The organism is Stenotrophomonas sp. CASM106 (genome assembly GCF_049384825.1).
Classification (GTDB): Bacteria; Pseudomonadota; Gammaproteobacteria; order Xanthomonadales; family Xanthomonadaceae; genus Stenotrophomonas; species Stenotrophomonas muris.
The window spans coordinates 1-15,932 of the sequence record NZ_JBMRFS010000002.1; the positions used below are offsets into that span (position 1 = coordinate 1).

Annotated in this window: 7 protein-coding genes and 1 other RNA gene; 6 read left to right on the top strand and 2 right to left on the bottom strand. The window is 67.5% G+C overall.

What is annotated here, in order from left to right:
• Positions 1-445: 445 nt before the first annotated feature.
• On the top strand, positions 446-850 hold the full coding sequence (locus VG556_RS03700) for a DUF6165 family protein (protein ID WP_014646159.1): 405 nt from the start codon (positions 446-448) through the stop codon (positions 848-850).
• Between the two features lie 18 nt (positions 851-868).
• Here VG556_RS03700 and VG556_RS03705 read toward each other — a convergent pair whose 3' ends face one another.
• Positions 869-1,915, bottom strand: a complete 1,047-nt coding sequence (locus VG556_RS03705) for a glycosyltransferase family 9 protein (RefSeq protein ID WP_053495269.1) — start codon at positions 1,913-1,915, stop codon at positions 869-871.
• A 20-nt stretch (positions 1,916-1,935) separates the two neighbouring features.
• Between VG556_RS03705 and VG556_RS03710 the strand changes: the two genes are divergently transcribed.
• Genes VG556_RS03710 through VG556_RS03720 form a run of 3 tightly spaced genes read left to right on the top strand, consistent with a single transcriptional unit; the run spans position 1,936 to position 3,838 of the window.
• Positions 1,936-2,685, top strand: a complete 750-nt coding sequence (locus tag VG556_RS03710; protein ID WP_032958195.1) for a 3-deoxy-D-manno-octulosonic acid kinase — start codon at positions 1,936-1,938, stop codon at positions 2,683-2,685.
• Entirely contained in the window at positions 2,685-3,452 is a 768-nt protein-coding gene (locus VG556_RS03715) for an MBL fold metallo-hydrolase (protein ID WP_032958196.1), read from the top strand. The genes VG556_RS03710 and VG556_RS03715 overlap by 1 nt, the downstream gene beginning before the upstream one ends.
• Positions 3,449-3,838 carry a DUF4440 domain-containing protein gene (locus VG556_RS03720; RefSeq protein ID WP_049405685.1) on the top strand — a complete coding sequence of 130 codons (390 nt, stop codon included), beginning with the start codon at positions 3,449-3,451 and terminating at the stop codon, positions 3,836-3,838. Before VG556_RS03715 ends, VG556_RS03720 begins: the two co-directional genes overlap by 4 nt.
• A gap of 90 nt (positions 3,839-3,928) precedes the next feature.
• Here VG556_RS03720 and ffs read toward each other — a convergent pair.
• Positions 3,929-4,025: signal recognition particle sRNA small type (ffs, locus tag VG556_RS03725), an RNA gene on the bottom strand.
• A 301-nt stretch (positions 4,026-4,326) separates the two neighbouring features.
• Here ffs and VG556_RS03730 point away from each other — a divergent pair.
• Positions 4,327-4,644 (top strand): DMT family transporter, encoded by a 318-nt coding sequence (locus VG556_RS03730; protein WP_005415486.1) that lies wholly within the window; start codon positions 4,327-4,329, stop codon positions 4,642-4,644.
• 359 nt (positions 4,645-5,003) lie between these two features.
• Entirely contained in the window at positions 5,004-15,896 is a 10,893-nt protein-coding gene (locus VG556_RS03735; RefSeq protein ID WP_100449532.1) for an autotransporter-associated beta strand repeat-containing protein, read from the top strand.
• Positions 15,897-15,932: the final 36 nt, after the last annotated feature.

The window sequence follows — 15,932 nt, forward strand, 5'->3', positions numbered from 1 at the left end:
GCGCGTCGCCCCACACGTTGCTGCGCAACGCGTGGGCCCCTCCCTTTGCCGGCCTCTCCCCGCCCCTGTCGGGGCAGCCCCTCAACAGAGGGGCTTGGTCCTCCAGATGCATCACTGAGATCCGCGCGGTGCGTGGATGCGCGGCGGGAATCACGCCGTAGTGACCCTGTACTGATCTGGCGCGGGACGCGACGCGCTCTGCGCGTCGCCCCACACGTTGCTGCGCAACGCGTGGGCCCCTCCCTTTGCCGGCCTCTCCCCGCCCCTGTCGGGGCAGCCCCTCAACAGAGGGGCTTGGTCCTCCAGATGCATCACTGAGATCCGCGCGGTGCGTGGACGCTGTTCCTGCTGGCAGGCTCATCCACGCATGGCGTGGATCTACCGGGGATATCCGTGCGGACGCTGCGGGTTACCATGTACGCATCACCTGCTGGAGCTTTTCCCCATGACCGCTGAAATCCTCGTTCCCGTTTCTTTCGGCGAGCTGCTGGACAAGATTTCGATCCTGCAGATCAAGTCCGAGCGCATCAGCGACGAGGGCAAGCTGGCCAACGTGCGCAGGGAGCTGTCGGCGCTGGAGCAGACCTGGATGGCACACCCGGCGGCCGTGAAGGACATCGCCAGGCTGCGTGCCGAGCTGAAGGTGGTCAACGAGCAGCTGTGGGAAATCGAGGACGACATCCGGCTGAAGGAGAAGGCGCAGGCGTTCGACCAGGGCTTCATCGACCTGGCGCGCAGCGTGTACCTGCGCAATGACGAACGCGCGCGCATCAAGAAGGCGATCAACCTGGCGCTGGGCTCGGCGTACGTGGAGGAGAAGTCCTATCAGGATTACGCGCAGCGCGTGTAATCCCGGGCGGCCTGCCGCTCACCCCAGGTGGTCGGCGACGTAGCGTTCGAAGGCAGCGATACCGTCTTCCACGGTGATCAGTTCCATCACATCGTCGAACTCGATCTTGGTGCCCCACTTCAGATCGGTGGCCTGCTTGGCGAGGTACTTGCGTGCCGCATCGTCGTAGCGGTCCACGCAATAGCGACGATCCGAGTACGGGCCGCTGCGGTTCGGATTGCTGGCCGCATGCAGGCCCAGCACCTTGGCGCCCATCGCGTTGGCGATGTGCATCGGGCCGGAATCGGGCGTCATCACCAGGTTGGCGCGGGCCAGCAGGGCGGGCAGCTGCTTCAGCGTGTCCTTGCCTACCAGGTCCAGCGCCGGCGTGTGCAGCTGTGCCTGGATGGCGTCGGCCATGCTGCGCTCAAGTTCGCTGCGGCCGCCGCACAGCACCACCTGCCAGCCGCGCGTGACCGCGTGGTTGGCCACGGCGGCGTAGCGGTCGGCGTACCAGTTGCGGCGCACGTGGCTGGAGCAGGGCGAGATCATCAGCACCGGGCGACCATCGTCGCGCCACTGCGCGGCGGCCCACTCATATGCGGACTGCGGCACGGCCAGGTCCCAGCTGACCTCGGTCTGGCGCAGGCCCAGCGGTTCGCAGAAGCTGCCGATGGCATCGAGCACATGGATGCCGGGACGGTCGGGAATGCGTTCGTTGATGAAAAGCCCATGCAGGTCCTTCGAGCGGCTGCGGTCGTAGCCGATGCGGCGCTCGGCCGGAATGAAGGCCGACAGCAGGTTGGCGCGGAACGCGACCTGCATCTGCAGCAGCGCTTCGAAGCGCCCCGGCGGCAGCTGCCTGCGCAGTTCCTTGACCCCGGCCATGCCGCTCTTCTTGTCGTAGGCATGGAAGGTGACGCCGGGCAGGCCGTCGAGCAGCTTGTGGCCGACCTTGTCGATGATCCAGTGGATCGGCGTGTCCGGGCGCGCGGCCTGCAGGGTACGCACCAGGGGCACCACGTGGGTGACATCGCCAAGTGCGGACAGGCGCAGGAGGCACAAGGAGGAGGACGCTGATGCCATGTGTTGTTAGACTCAATGAAATGGTCGCATTCGACGCCAATGAAGCGCTGACGCCATGCCGCGAGGGTCGCGGCATCGGGGCCATTCTGTTCGACCGCGAGCGGCTGCGGCAAGCCGAGATCGGCCTGTTCTCGCCCCAGCACTGGGGCAGCAGGGCCCGGCCGGTGGGCGAGGGCGGCCGCGGCAGCGCCTGGTTCGTCGATGCGCCGTTCGGTGCCAGCGTGCTGCGCCACTACCTGCGCGGCGGCATGGCGGCCCGTATCAGCCATGACCAGTACCTCTGGCGCGGCTCGGACCGGACCCGCAGCTTCGCCGAATTCCGGCTGATGCGCGCCCTGCGCGAGAAAAAGCTGCCGGTGCCACGGCCGATCGCCGCGTTCTACATGCGCGAGGGCCTGCGCTACCGGGCGGCGATCCTGATGGAGCGGATCGAGGGCGTGCGCTCGCTGGCCGACCGCGCACTGGTGGCCGGCCGGGGGGCACCCTGGGAGGAGACCGGGCGCCTGATTGCCCGTTTCCATCGTGCCGGCCTGGACCATGCCGATCTCAACGCGCACAACATCCTGTTCGATGGCAGCGGCCATGGCTGGCTGATCGATTTCGACCGCGGCGTGATCCGCATCCCGGCGACCGCCTGGCGCGAGCGCAACCTCAAGCGCCTGCTGCGCTCGCTGATCAAGCTGCGCGGCGAGCGCAGCGTGGAAGACGTGCAGAAGGACTACGCGCGGCTGCGCCGTGCCTATGACATGGCCTGGAACCGGGGCACCTGATGGACTGGTCGCTGCGTTTCCTCGGCGTCGGCAATGCGTCGGCGGTCGAGCTGGGGTCGCCGATGTCGGTGATTGAACGGGAGGGGCGCCCATGGCTGACCATCGATTGTGGTGGCGAAGGCCTGACCGCGTTCAAGGCGCACTACGGGCAGATGCCGCAGGCGCTGTTCGTCACCCATGTGCACCTGGACCACGTGGCCGGCTTCGAGCGCCTGTTCGTGGATACCTTCTTCAATGCGCACCGGCGCGGCAAGGTGCGCCTGTACGTGCCCGCCACGGTGGTGCCGCTGCTGCACAAGCGCATCGGGGATTACCCGAACGTGCTGGCCGAGGGCGGTGCGAACTTCTGGGATGCCTTCCAGCTGATCGTGGTGGGCGAGGCGTTCTGGCACGAGGGCGTGCGCCTGGAAGTGTTTCCGGTGCGCCACCACTGGCCGGAGACGGCCTATGGCCTGCGCCTGCAGGGCGCGCTGACCTGGAGCGGCGATACCCGGCCGATTCCGGAGATGCTGGCACGCTTTGCCAGTGACAACGAACTGATCGCTCACGATTGCGGCCTGCACGGCAATCCCTCCCATACCGGCGTGGACGATCTGGAGCGTGAGTACAGCGCCGAACTGCAGGCGCGGATGATGCTGTACCACTACGCCAGCGCGGCCGATGGTCTGGCGCTGGCTGCGCGTGGGCACCGCGTGGCGCAGCCGGGGCAGTGCGTGCCGCTGGCGAGCCCGACCGCCCCGCACGTGCTGGCGCAGGACCCGCCGTGAGCGGTACCGGCCAGCCCGCAGGTGCGGCGTTGGCTGCCGGGCTGGAGGCGCTGGAGCGTGCACTGCATGCGCCGCAGGTGCGTGCCGACCGCGAGCAACTGGCCGCATTGCTGGATGAGGATTTCAGCGAGATCGGCAGCTCCGGCCAGTGCTACGACCGTGCGGCCGCGCTGGTGGAGATTCCGCTGGAGCGTGCCCAGGTGCAGATCGAATCGGAGCAGTACGCCGTCTGGCTGCTGTCGCAGGACCTGGCCCAGGTGCGCTACCGCAGCCGCCATCACCTTGATGGGCAGCTGCAGCACTGGGTGCTGCGCAGTTCGCTGTGGCGCCGGCACGGGGACAGATGGCGCATGGTGTTCCACCAGGGCACGCCCGAGGCAGGGTAGCGCGGCGCCATGCCGGGCCAAGAATGCGAAGCCGGGGTCAGATCCCTTTGCCATGCAAAGGGAACTGACCCCAGTGCGGAAAAGGCGGTGGCCCCGCCGGCTGACCTCGGCGCCCGCGTCGATCGATACCGTTGCTGCCTTCCGGCCCTGGCGGGGTTTTCGACCTAGCGTCGCGAGGGGCCGACGGGGCCACCATAGAGACGTTGGCCGCCCGATGGGCGGCCAGTTCACGGATCAGGGGAAACAGCGCGCGGCGCGCCGGAGACCACAGCCGGACTGCACATCGGGCTGGCCGATGGCAGACGCGCATTCTAGCGCAGGCAGGCCCATCGACGCCAGCTTCATGCACTGAATCGGCTGTAACCCGCTCCCGGCGGCGGCGGCCTGGGGCTGCCGCCGTTGCTAGAATGCCGGCCAGGAGGAACGACCTCCCCCACATCGGGAATCAAAGACCAGGACGGCCTGGCCCTACCAAGAGGAGGGCCGTCATGGCCTGGATCTATCTGTTGTTTGCCGGCCTGCTGGAAATCGTCTGGGCCGTGTCCATGAAGCAGTCCGAAGGCTTCACCCGGCTCACCCCCACCGTGGTCACCATCATCGGCATGATCGCCAGCTTCTGGTTGCTGGCGGTGGCCATGCGCAGCCTGCCGCTGGGAACCGCCTATACGATCTGGACCGGCATCGGCGCGGTCGGGGCGTTCGTGGTTGGCATTGTGTTCCTGGGCGAGCAGGTCAGCCCGATGCGGATCGGTGCGGCGGTGTTGATCGTTTCCGGCCTGGTGCTGATGAAACTCTCCAGCAGCTGAATTTATTTACTCATGGCGGGGAATGGATTCTCCGCCACATGCAGCAATATGCATTTTCGGCAAAACCATTTTGTCCGCCCCTGTTATTTGACGCACGTCATAAAAATAGCGCGCGTGATTCACATGCCGCTGGCACCGTCGGTCGCACAGTGCCGCCATTCGTCGGGCGAAATCGGGGAGTTTTCGGCTTGACGGACGCGCTGGCGCACCTGTCCCCGGGTGCGATCGCGTGAAGATGTGAAGATTTTCAGGAGTTAATGCCTTCAGGCCTTGTTCCCGTTCGGGGAGCCGGGGTGGGCCGCATTGTCTCCAAAAAACCTGCCAGCTGTGCCATCCGGTCTTTTCATGGAGATTTACCGATGAACCGCATTTACCGTCTGGTTTTCAATCGTGCCCTTGGGGTAATGCAGGTTGCTTCGGAGGTCGCCCAGAACCCCGGCGGAAGCGCGGTCAGCGCAGGGCGGGTGCCGCGATTGCGGGCGCACCAGCTGGCGGCGGCTTTGGCCGCCACACTGGCCAGCGGATCGGCATTCGCAGCGTGCACCGGCACCACAACCGTAAACTGCGACAGCACCACCAGCATCAACAACTACTCCAACGCGACCAACGGCCTCACGCTGAACATCGACGCGGGTGCATTGCTGCGTACGCCGCCGATCGTAGGCGGCGGCAACGCAGCAACGCTGACCGGCGACAACGTGACGGTCAACAACAATGGCACGATCGATCCGAGCTCGATCATCCTCGCCTCGCCCGGCCTGGTCATCGGCAATGGTTCTGCCAACAACAGCGCGATCGTCGTCAACAACAACGCCAGCGGACAGATCAAGGGTGTCGTCAACATCGCAACGCTGCTGGGCTTCGGTGGACAGGCGCTGGTGGCACAGAATGTCAACGGCACCACCACCATCAACAACGCCGGCCTGATCAGCACGTCGCTGATCGGTGCAGGCAGCGTTTCCGACGCGACCACGGTAGTGACCTATGGTGGTGCAGCCGCCAATGTGACCAACACAGGCACCATCGACGGACGCGTCGGCCTGGGTGCTTCTGGCGGTAACACGTTCCTCAATGCGGGGGCGGTCAGTGGCAGCGTTCACCTGGGTGATTCAACCGGTGGCAACACCTTCACCGCAGTGTCGGGTTCCAGCGTTGTGAGCGGCGGCGGCAGCGCTCTTGCCGGCGTGATTACCGGTGTCACCGGGGTAAAGGTTGCGGCTGCGGGATCGGTCGACGCCGGTACCGGCAGTGGTGCGGCCAACAACACGCTGGTGTTGCAGAACGTCGTCAGCGGTCCGGGGTCCGGCACCGGCGGAGCGGTGACCACGCTGGGCTGGAACCAGTACCTCAACTTCCAGAAGCTCACCGTCAACAGCGGCACCTGGAACCTGCAGGGTGCGTGGGCGGGTGCGGGTACGACCACGCTCAATGATGGCCTGGTCAATTTCAACAATGCCGGTTCCTTCGGCACAGGGCTGTTCACCGCCAACGGCGGTGCCATCGCCTCCGCCACGGCCGGTCTGAACCTGGCCAACGCTTTCAGCCTTGGTGGAAATCTGTCCCTGGCAGGGACCAATGCGTTCAGCCTGGGGGGCTTGCTGTCCGGTACTGGCGGGCTGACGGTCAACAACACCGGCATCGTTACTCTCGGCGGCGCAAACCTGTTCTCCGGCGGCGTCAACCTCAATGCCGGCGGCCTGGTACTGGGCAATGCCGGTGCACTGGGCAGCGGCAACCTGACCGTGGGTGGCAGCGCTTCACTGGATACGACGGCGGGCTTCACCCTGGGCAACAATCTAGTGATCAATGGCGGGGGCTCGCTGAACCTGCTGGGCAGCAATGCGTTGTCATTGAACGGTTCGATCTCCGGTGCCGGCAACCTGACCAAGAGCGGCGCCGGCACCCTCACCTTGAACGGCGCCAATGCGCTGACCGGCAGTTTCAACCTGGCCGGAGGCGCGTTGGCGCTGGGCGCGGGCGGCAGCCTGTCACCCACCGGCGCGATCACGGTCGGCGTCGGTACCACCCTGGACCTGTCGGCGGCCGCCAACCAGACCATCGGTTCGCTGGCGGGCCTCGGCGGTTCGGTCAACCTGGGCAGCCACACGCTCACCCTCGCGGGGCTGGGCGATACCAGCTACAGCGGTACGTTCGCCGCAGGCACGGGTGGCCTGGTCAAGCTGGGCACCGGCGTGCAGACCTTGTCGGGCGTGAACAACCTCAGTGGCGGCGTGGCACTCAACGGCGGTGGCCTGCTGCTGGGCAATGCTGCTGCGCTGGGCAGCGGTGCACTCAGTGTCGGCGGCAACGTGACGCTCGATGGAACCACGGGGGCGCTTGCACTGGCCAACGCGGTCAACCTCGGTTCGGGTGCCAGCCTCAATCTGCTCGGCAACCAGGCGTTGACGTTCAACGGCGTGATCGGTGGCACCGGTGGCCTGGTCAAGAGCGGTGCGTCGTCGCTGACGCTCAATGGCGCCAACACCTTCGGCGGCGGCGTGGCGTTCAATGCCGGCAGCCTGGTGCTGGGCAACGGTGGAGCACTGGGAACCGGTGCGCTGAATGTTGGTGGCGTGGTGTCGCTCGACACCAGCGCGACGCTTGCGGTCGGCAATGGCATCACGCTGGGCGCGGGTGGCTCGCTCAATGTGCTGGGCTCGAACGCATTGACGCTGGGCGGCGCCATCGGTGGCACCGGCAGCCTGGTCAAGAACGGTGCAGCCACGCTTACGCTGGGTGGCGCGAATACCTTCACCGGCGGCCTGGCGATCAATGCCGGCAAGGTTGCGGTGGGCAGCGGCGGAAGCTTGGCTGCCGGCGGTGCGGTCAGCCTGACCGGCGTTGGCGCGGACCTGGACATCTCGCTCGGCGGCAACCAGACCATCGGCGCGCTGTCCGGTATTGCCGGCAGCACGGTGACGCTGGGCAGCAGCACGCTCACCTTCGGTGATGCCACCAACCAGACGTTCGCGGGCGTGATCGGTGGTACCGGCGGCCTGGTCAAGCAGGGCACCGGCGTGCAGACGCTGACCGGCGCCAATACCTTCAGTGGTGGCCTGGACCTTACGGCCGGTGGCCTGGTGCTGGGCAATGCCGGTGCGCTGGGAAGCGGCGCGCTGACGGTCAGCGGCAACGGTTCGCTGGATACCACGGCAGCGTTGAACCTGGGCAATGCGATCAACCTCGGCGCGGCCCTGACCCTGCCGGGCAGCCAGAACCTGGCCCTGGCCGGCAACATCACGGGCACCGGCAGCCTGGTCAAGAACGGCGCGGCGACACTGACCTTGAACGGTACCAACACCTTCAGTGGTGGACTGAACGCAAACGCTGGCGCCCTGCTGCTGGGCAACAGCGGCGCACTCGGCACCGGGACGCTGGGCATCGGTGGCAACGTCTCGCTCGACGGCAGTGCGCCGCTGAACCTGGGCAACAACGTGGCACTGGGTGCAGGCGCCGCGTTGTCGCTGCCGGGTTCGCAGTCGATCACGCTGGGTGGGGTGGTGTCCGGTGCGGGCAGGCTGGTGAAGAACGGTGCCACCACCTTGACCCTCAATGGCGCCAACAGCTTCGGTGGCGGGCTGACCGTCAACGGCGGCGGCCTGCTGCTGGGCAATGCCGGCGCGCTGGGCACCGGTGCATTGTCGGTGGGGGCCAACACCACGCTGGACAGTTCGGTGGCGCTGGACCTGGCCAACAGCGTCAACCTCGGCGCCGGTGCGGTGCTGGATCTGCTGGGCAGCCAGAACGTGTCGCTGGGGGGCGTCATCAGCGGCACCGGCGGGCTGGTCAAGAACGGTGCGGCGACACTGGCGTTGAACGGCGCCAATACGTTCAGCGGGGGCGTCGGGCTCAACGCGGGCGTACTGCAGCTTGGCAACGCACAGGCGCTGGGTACCGGCCAGCTGGACGTGGGCGGCAACGCTTCGCTGGATGCCACTGCGGCGCTTTCGGTGGGCAACACCCTCGGCCTCGCCGCCGGCGCCAACCTCACCGTGCTGGGCAGCAATGACCTGACGCTGACCGGTCCGGTGTTCGGCGCCGGCGGGCTGATCAAGGATGGCGCGGCGCGCCTCACGCTGTCTGGCGCCAACACGTTCGGGGGTGGCACCACCGTCAACGCCGGCACGCTGGCGCTGGGGGCCGGTGGCAGCCTTGCCGCGGCCGGTGCGGTGGATCTTGCCGGTGCCGGTGCGACGCTGGACATCTCCGCAGCCGGTGCCGCGCAGACCATTGGCGCACTCAACGGCGTCGCAGGCAGCCAGCTGGCGCTGGGCGCGCAGTCGCTGACCTTTGGCGGCGCCGGCAACGGCAGCTTTGCCGGCGTGATCGGTGGCACTGGCGGCCTGGTCAAGACGGGTACCGGCGTGCAGACGCTGTCCGGTGCCAACACCTTCAGTGGCGGTGTTGCACTCAACGCGGGTGGCCTGATCCTCGGCAATGCCAGCGCGCTCGGCACCGGTGCGCTGGGCATCGGTGGCACCACCACGCTGGACAGCACGGTGGCGTTGAACCTGGCCAATGCAGTGAACTTCGGTGCGGGCACGCAGCTGACGCTGAGCGGCAGCAACGATGTCACGCTCGGTGGCGTGGTGGCCGGCAATGGCAGCCTGGTCAAGAACGGTACGGGCCTGCTGACCCTCAACAACACCAACACCTTCGCTGGCGGCCTGACCCTGAACGGTGGTGGCCTGGTCGTCGGTGCGGATGGTGCGCTTGGTACCGGCGCGCTGGCGGTGAATACCAGCACCACGCTGGATGCGGGCGCGGCAGTGACGCTCGGCAATGCGGTCACGCTGGGCTCGGGCGTTGCACTGACGGTGCCGGGCAGCAATGCGCTGACGCTGTCGGGCGTGGTCGGCGGCAATGGCAGCCTGATCAAGAACGGCGCTACCACGCTGACGCTGTCCGGTGCCAACACCTACACCGGCGGTACCACCATCAATGCCGGCACGCTGGCGCTGGGCACGGGCGGCAGCCTGGCCGCGGCGGGTGACGTCACGTTGGGGGCGGGCGCCGGCTTCGATATCTCCGGTGCCGGCAGCAGCCAGACCATCGGCGCACTCAATGGTCTGGGCGGCAGCACGCTGGCGCTGGGCGGAAACTCATTGACGTTCGGTACGGCCGGCAACGCCGCGTTCGACGGCGTGATCAGTGGCGGCGGGGGGCTGATCAAGGTGGGCGCGGGCGTACAGACGCTGTCCGGTGCCAACACCTTTGGCGGCGGCGTGACCCTCAATGCAGGCGGGCTGGTACTCGGCAATGACGCGGCGCTGGGCACCGGTGCATTGACGGTCGGCGGTGCTGCCACGCTGGATACCACCGGCCTGGCAACGCTGGCCAACAACATCGCGCTCAACGCCGGGCTGACCGTGCTCGGGACCAACGCACTGACGCTCAACGGCGTCCTTTCCGGTGCCGGCAGCCTGACCAAGAACGGCAGCGCGACGCTGACCTTGAATGGCATCAACACCTATACCGGTGGCACCAACATCAACGCCGGCACGCTGGCGCTGGGGGCCGGTGCCAGCCTGGCGGCGAGCGGTACCGTGAACCTCGCCACAGGTGCCACGCTGGATCTGTCTGCCGGCAGCGGCACGCAGGTGTTCGGAACCCTGGTCGGCAACGGTACGGTGAACCTCGGCGCCAACTCGATCGAAGTCGGCGGCGCCACCAATGGCACCTTCAGTGGCTCGATCGCAGGCACGGGTGGCCTGACCAAGGTCGGTACGGGCATCGAGACGCTGACCGGTGCCAACACCTACACCGGCGGCACCTTCATCACTGCCGGTACGCTGGCGATTGGTCCGGGCGGCAGCCTTGCAGCCACCGGCGCGGTGACGCTGAGCGCTGCAGGCACCGGCTTCGATATCTCCACCGCAGGGGCCAACCAGAGCATCGGCTCGTTGAACGGCGTGGCGGGCTCGACGGTGAGCCTGGGTGCACAGACGCTGACACTCGGTGGTGTGGGCAACAGCCTCTTCGATGGCGCGATTTCCGGCACCGGTGGCCTGGTCAAGAATGGCGCCGGCGTCCTCATACTGGGAGGCGCCAATCTGTTCAGTGGTGGCGTCGCACTCAACGGTGGTGGCCTGGTGGTCGGCAACAACGCTGCGCTCGGCAGCGGTGCGCTGGCAGTGGGCGGCAACGCGACGCTGGATGCATCGACAGGCGTCAACCTGGCCAACAACATCGGGCTCGCAGCGGGCGCGAACCTCGACCTGCTTGGCAGCCAGGCGCTGACACTGGGCGGTGTGATTTCCGGTACCGGCGGCCTGGTCAAGGACGGTGCGGCCACCGTGACCCTGAGCGGTGCCAACACCTACACCGGTGGTACCACCATCAACAACGGCACGCTGGCGATCGGCGCGGGTGGCAGCCTCGCCGCGACCGGCGCGGTGAACCTGGCCGGTGCCGGCACGTTCGACATTTCGGCGGGCAACCAGGCCATCGGCTCGCTGGCCGGCGTCGCCGGCAGTACGGTGGCGCTGGGTGGCAGCACGCTGACCCTGGGCGGCACCGTGGACAGCACCTTCAGCGGTGCGATCAGTGGCAACGGCGGCCTGGTCAAGAACGGCGCAGGCGTGCAGACGCTCAACGGCGGCAGCACCTTCAGCGGCGGCGTAACGCTCAACGCCGGCGGCCTGGTGGTCGGCAACAATGCTGCGCTGGGCACCGGTGCGGTGACGGTCGCAGGCGCTGCGACGCTCGATTCGAACACAGCGGTCACCCTCGCCAACAACTTCACCCTCAACAACGCGTTGACCGTCCTCGGCAGCAACAACCTCACCCTCAACGGCAACCTGAGCGGCACCGGCAGCCTGACCAAGGAGGGAGCCGCAACGCTGACCCTGAACGGCACCAACACCTACACCGGTGGCACCAACATCAACGCCGGTACATTGGCACTGGGTGCTGGCGCGAGCCTGCACGCCAGTGGCATCGTCAACCTGGCCTCGGGTGCGACCTTCGATCTGTCGGCGGGCAGCGGCACGCAGCAGTTCGGCACACTGGTCGGCAACGGTACGGTGAACCTGGGGGCCAACACGCTGACGATCGGTGATGCCAGCAATGGCACGTTCAGTGGTTCGTTGGCCGGCTCGGGTGGCCTGATCAAGGAAGGCTCGGGGACCCAGACGCTGACCGGCACCAACACCTTCACCGGGGGTACCACCATCAACGCCGGCACGCTGGCGATCGGCGCCGGTGGCAGCCTGGCGGCGACCGGTGCGGTGAACCTGGCCAATGCCGGTACCACCTTCGACATCAGCGCGGGTGGTGCGCAGGCGATCGGTTCGCTGGCAGGCGTGGCGGGTTCGACCGTTGCGCTGGGCGGCAGCACGCTGACCCTCAATGGCGTGGGCAATACCACGTTCGCCGGCACCATCGGAGGGGCCGGTGGCCTGGTAAAGAACGGCGCAGGCATCCAGGGCTTGACTGGCGTCAACGTCTTCACGGGCGGCGTGACCCTCAATGCCGGTGGCCTGCTGCTGGGCAACGACGGTTCGCTGGGCACCGGCGCGCTGACCGTGGGCGGCAACGCCAGCCTGGACGGCACCAGCGCGCTGACCCTGGCCAACACCGTGCAGCTGGCCAATGGCACGCTGACCCTGGCGGGCAGCAACGCGCTGACCTTGAATGGCCCGATCAGCGGCGCTGGCGGCCTGCTGAAAGATGGCGCGGCACCCGTCACCCTGGGCGGCGCCAGCACCTACACCGGTACCACCACCATCAACAGCGGCACGCTGGCGGTGGCGGCCGGTGGCAGCCTGTCCGGTGCCAGCACGGTGAACCTGTCCGGTGCCGGCACGTTGGACATCAGTGCCGGTGGCAGCCAGAGCATCGGTGGCCTGGCCGGCGTGACCGGATCCAGCGTGGTGCTGGGCGGTGCGACCCTGACCACCGGCGGCAACAACGGCAGCACCACCTTCGGCGGTGTGCTCAGTGGCACTGGTGGCCTGGTGCAGAGCGGCACCGGCACGCTGACCTTGAGCGGCGACAACGTCTATACCGGCGGCACCACCATCAATGGTGGCAGCACGCTGCAGATCGGCAACGGCGGCAGCACCGGCTCGGTGCTGGGCGACATCACCAACAATGGCAGCCTGGTCTACAACCTGGGCACGACGGCAACCGTGGGCGCGGTGGTCAGTGGCAGCGGCGGCCTGACCCAGGCCGGTAGTGGCACGCTGGTGCTGACCGGCAACAACACCTACACCGGCGGTACCACCATCAATGCCGGCGGCACGCTGCAGGTGGGCAATGGCGGTGCGACCGGCGCGATCGTCGGTGACATCACCAACAACGGTGCGCTGGTGTCCAACGTGGCCGGCAACACCTTGCTGGGCGGCACCATCAGCGGCACCGGTGGCCTGACCCAGGCCGGTGCCGGTACGCTGACCCTGACCGGCAACAACACCTATACCGGCGGTACCACCATCAATGCCGGTGGCACGCTGCAGGTGGGCAATGGCGGTGCCACCGGTGCGATCACCGGCAATGTCGCCAACAACGGCAGCCTGGTCTTCGACGTCGCGGGCAACACCACCGTCGGCGGCGCGATCAGTGGCAGTGGTGGCCTGACCCAGGCCGGCAGCGGGGTGCTGACCCTGGTCGGCAACAACACCTACAGCGGCGGTACCACCATCAATGCCGGCGGCACGCTGCAGGTGGGCAATGGCGGTACAACCGGCGCCATCGCCGGCGACATCACCAACAACGGTGCGTTGATCTCCAACGTTGCCGGCAACACCGCGCTGGGCGGCACCATCAGCGGCAGTGGCGGCCTGACCCAGGCCGGCAGCGGTACGCTGCTGCTGACAGGCACCAACACCTACACCGGCGGTACCACCATCAATGCCGGTGGCACGCTGCAGCTGGGCAATGGCGGTGCGACCGGTTCGATCGTCGGTGATGTCACCAACAATGGCACGCTGCTGTCCAACGTGGCCGGCAACACCACGCTGGGCGGCACCATCAGCGGCAGTGGCGGCCTGACCCAGGCCGGCAGCGGCACGCTGACCCTGACCGGCAACAACACCTATACCGGCCCGACCACCATCAACGCCGGTGGCACGCTGCAGGTTGGCAATGGCGGTGCGACCGGTGCGATCGGCGGCAGTGTCGTCAACAACGGCAGCCTGGTGTTCAACGTGGGTGGCAACACCACCGTCGGCGGGGCCATCAGCGGCAGCGGCGGCCTGACCCAGGCCGGCACCGGCACCGTGGTCCTGGCCGGCAACAACACCTATACCGGCGGCACCACCATCAACACCGGCGGCACGCTGCAGGTCGGCAACGGTGGCGCGAGCGGTGCGATCACCGGCAACGTCAGCAACAACGGCAGCCTGGTGTTCAACGTGGGCGGCAACACCACCGTCGGCGGCACCATCAGCGGCAGCGGCGGCCTGACCCAGGCCGGCACCGGCACCGTGATCCTGACCGGCAACAACACCTATACCGGTGGCACCACCATCAACGCCGGTGGCACGGTGCAGGTCGGCAACGGTGGGGCCAGCGGCGCGATCACCGGCAACATCACCAACAACGGTGGCCTGGTGATCAACACCGGTGGCACCACCACGCTGGGCGGCAGCATCAGCGGCGGCGGCAGCATCGTGCAGGCCGGCCCCGGTGGCCTGAACCTCGGCGGCAACAGTGGTGGCTTCAACGGTACCGGCCAGGTCACCGGCGGCGGCCTGAATGTCACCGGCACCATCGGCGGCCAGTGGACCATCGGCAGCGGCACCACGCTGTCCGGCACCGGCACCATCGGTGGCACCGGCGGTGGCGTGACGGTGTCCAGTGGTGGCGTGCTGTCGCCGGGCAATGGCCCGGGCAACGGCAGCGGCACAGGCAATGGCACCGGCACGATCACTGTGGGTGGCAACCTGACCCTGTCGCCGGGCAGCACGCTGGGCATCGATCTGGGTGCCAGCGGCAGCGATACGGTACAGGTGGGCGGCAGCGCCAACGTGGGTGGCAGCACCGTAAAGGTGAACACCATCTCGCCGAGCACCAGCTACCAGCAGGGCCAGCAGTACACGGTGATCAATGCGGGCGGTGGGGTGAGCGGGCAGTTCGCCTCGGCGAACTCGCCGTCGGCCTTCCTGACCATCACCCCGGTCTACACCGCCAACACCGCCAACCTGCAGATCGACGTGGCGCAGACGGCGGCGTTCACCACCGTGGCCAACACGCGCAACCAGTACAACACCGCTGCGGCGCTGGACAGCCTGCCGCAGAGTGGCGCGGCGCTGGGCCTGTACAACACGGTGCTGCTGTATGACGCCAGCACTGCGCGCAGCGCATTCGACCAGCTCTCCGGCGAAGTGCACGCGGCCAGCCGCGCGGTGCTGCTGTACGACAACTACCTGGAAGAGGGCATCCGCCAGCGCCTGGGCAGTGAGCTGCCGACCGTGCGTGGTGAGCGTGCCTCGGCCTGGCTGGCCGGTAGCGGCAAGGTGTTCAAGCAGGATGGCGATGGCAATGGCGATGAGATCCGTTCCAACCGCAATGCGGTGATGGCGGGTGTGGACTGGCAGCTGGGTGAACACGTGGTGCTGGGTGCGGCGGCCGGCAACGAACGGCTGGATACGCGCCTGTACGATCGCAGTTCGCGCGCCCGCCTGCGCGGCAACACGTTCGGCCTGTATGCACAGGGACAGTGGAACAACGGCTTTGCGGTCGGTGGCAGCGTGTCGCGCGGTGACTACCGCACGCGCACCACGCGTGAAGTGCCTCTGCTGGGCCAGACCCTGTACAGCCGCCAGGATTCGGACGTGACCATCGCCCAGGTCGAAGGCAGCTGGACCTGGACCCATGGCAGGACCCAACTGCAGCCGTACGTGCAGTTCACCCGGCACTGGGTCGACAGTGATCGTGCGCTGGAGCAGGGTGGCAGTGCCGCACTGGTGCTGGAAGGCGGCAAGGACACGCTCAACGTCAGCACGGTGGGCGTGCGGGGTCGCTGGGACGTGGGTAGCGGCGCGCGCTTCCCGGCGCAGCTGACCGTCGGCCTGGGCTGGCAGCATGCATCGGGTGACACCGATGTGGCCAGCCGCAACCGCTTCGCGGTCGGTGGCGATGCCTTCGATGTCTACAGCGCGGTGATGGCACGCAATGCGCTGGTCAGCCAGCTCGGCGTGGCGGTCGGCCTGGGTCGCAACAGCCAGCTGTCGATGTTCGTGCAGGGCCAGCACGGTGATGGCCGCCGCGATGTCGGCGGGCAGATCAACCTGCGGGTAGGCTTCTAAGGGGGGCGGGCCAGCGGTAGATCCACGCGCTGCGTG

Coding starts and splice junctions, on each gene's coding strand:
- VG556_RS03730 (WP_005415486.1), top strand. CDS start 4,327: ATGGCCTGGATCTATCTGTTGTTTGCCGGCCTGCTGGAAATCGTCTGG.
- VG556_RS03735 (WP_100449532.1), top strand. CDS start 5,004: ATGAACCGCATTTACCGTCTGGTTTTCAATCGTGCCCTTGGGGTAATG.
- VG556_RS03700 (WP_014646159.1), top strand. CDS start 446: ATGACCGCTGAAATCCTCGTTCCCGTTTCTTTCGGCGAGCTGCTGGAC.
- VG556_RS03705 (WP_053495269.1), bottom strand. CDS start 1,915: ATGGCATCAGCGTCCTCCTCCTTGTGCCTCCTGCGCCTGTCCGCACTT.
- VG556_RS03710 (WP_032958195.1), top strand. CDS start 1,936: ATGGTCGCATTCGACGCCAATGAAGCGCTGACGCCATGCCGCGAGGGT.
- VG556_RS03715 (WP_032958196.1), top strand. CDS start 2,685: ATGGACTGGTCGCTGCGTTTCCTCGGCGTCGGCAATGCGTCGGCGGTC.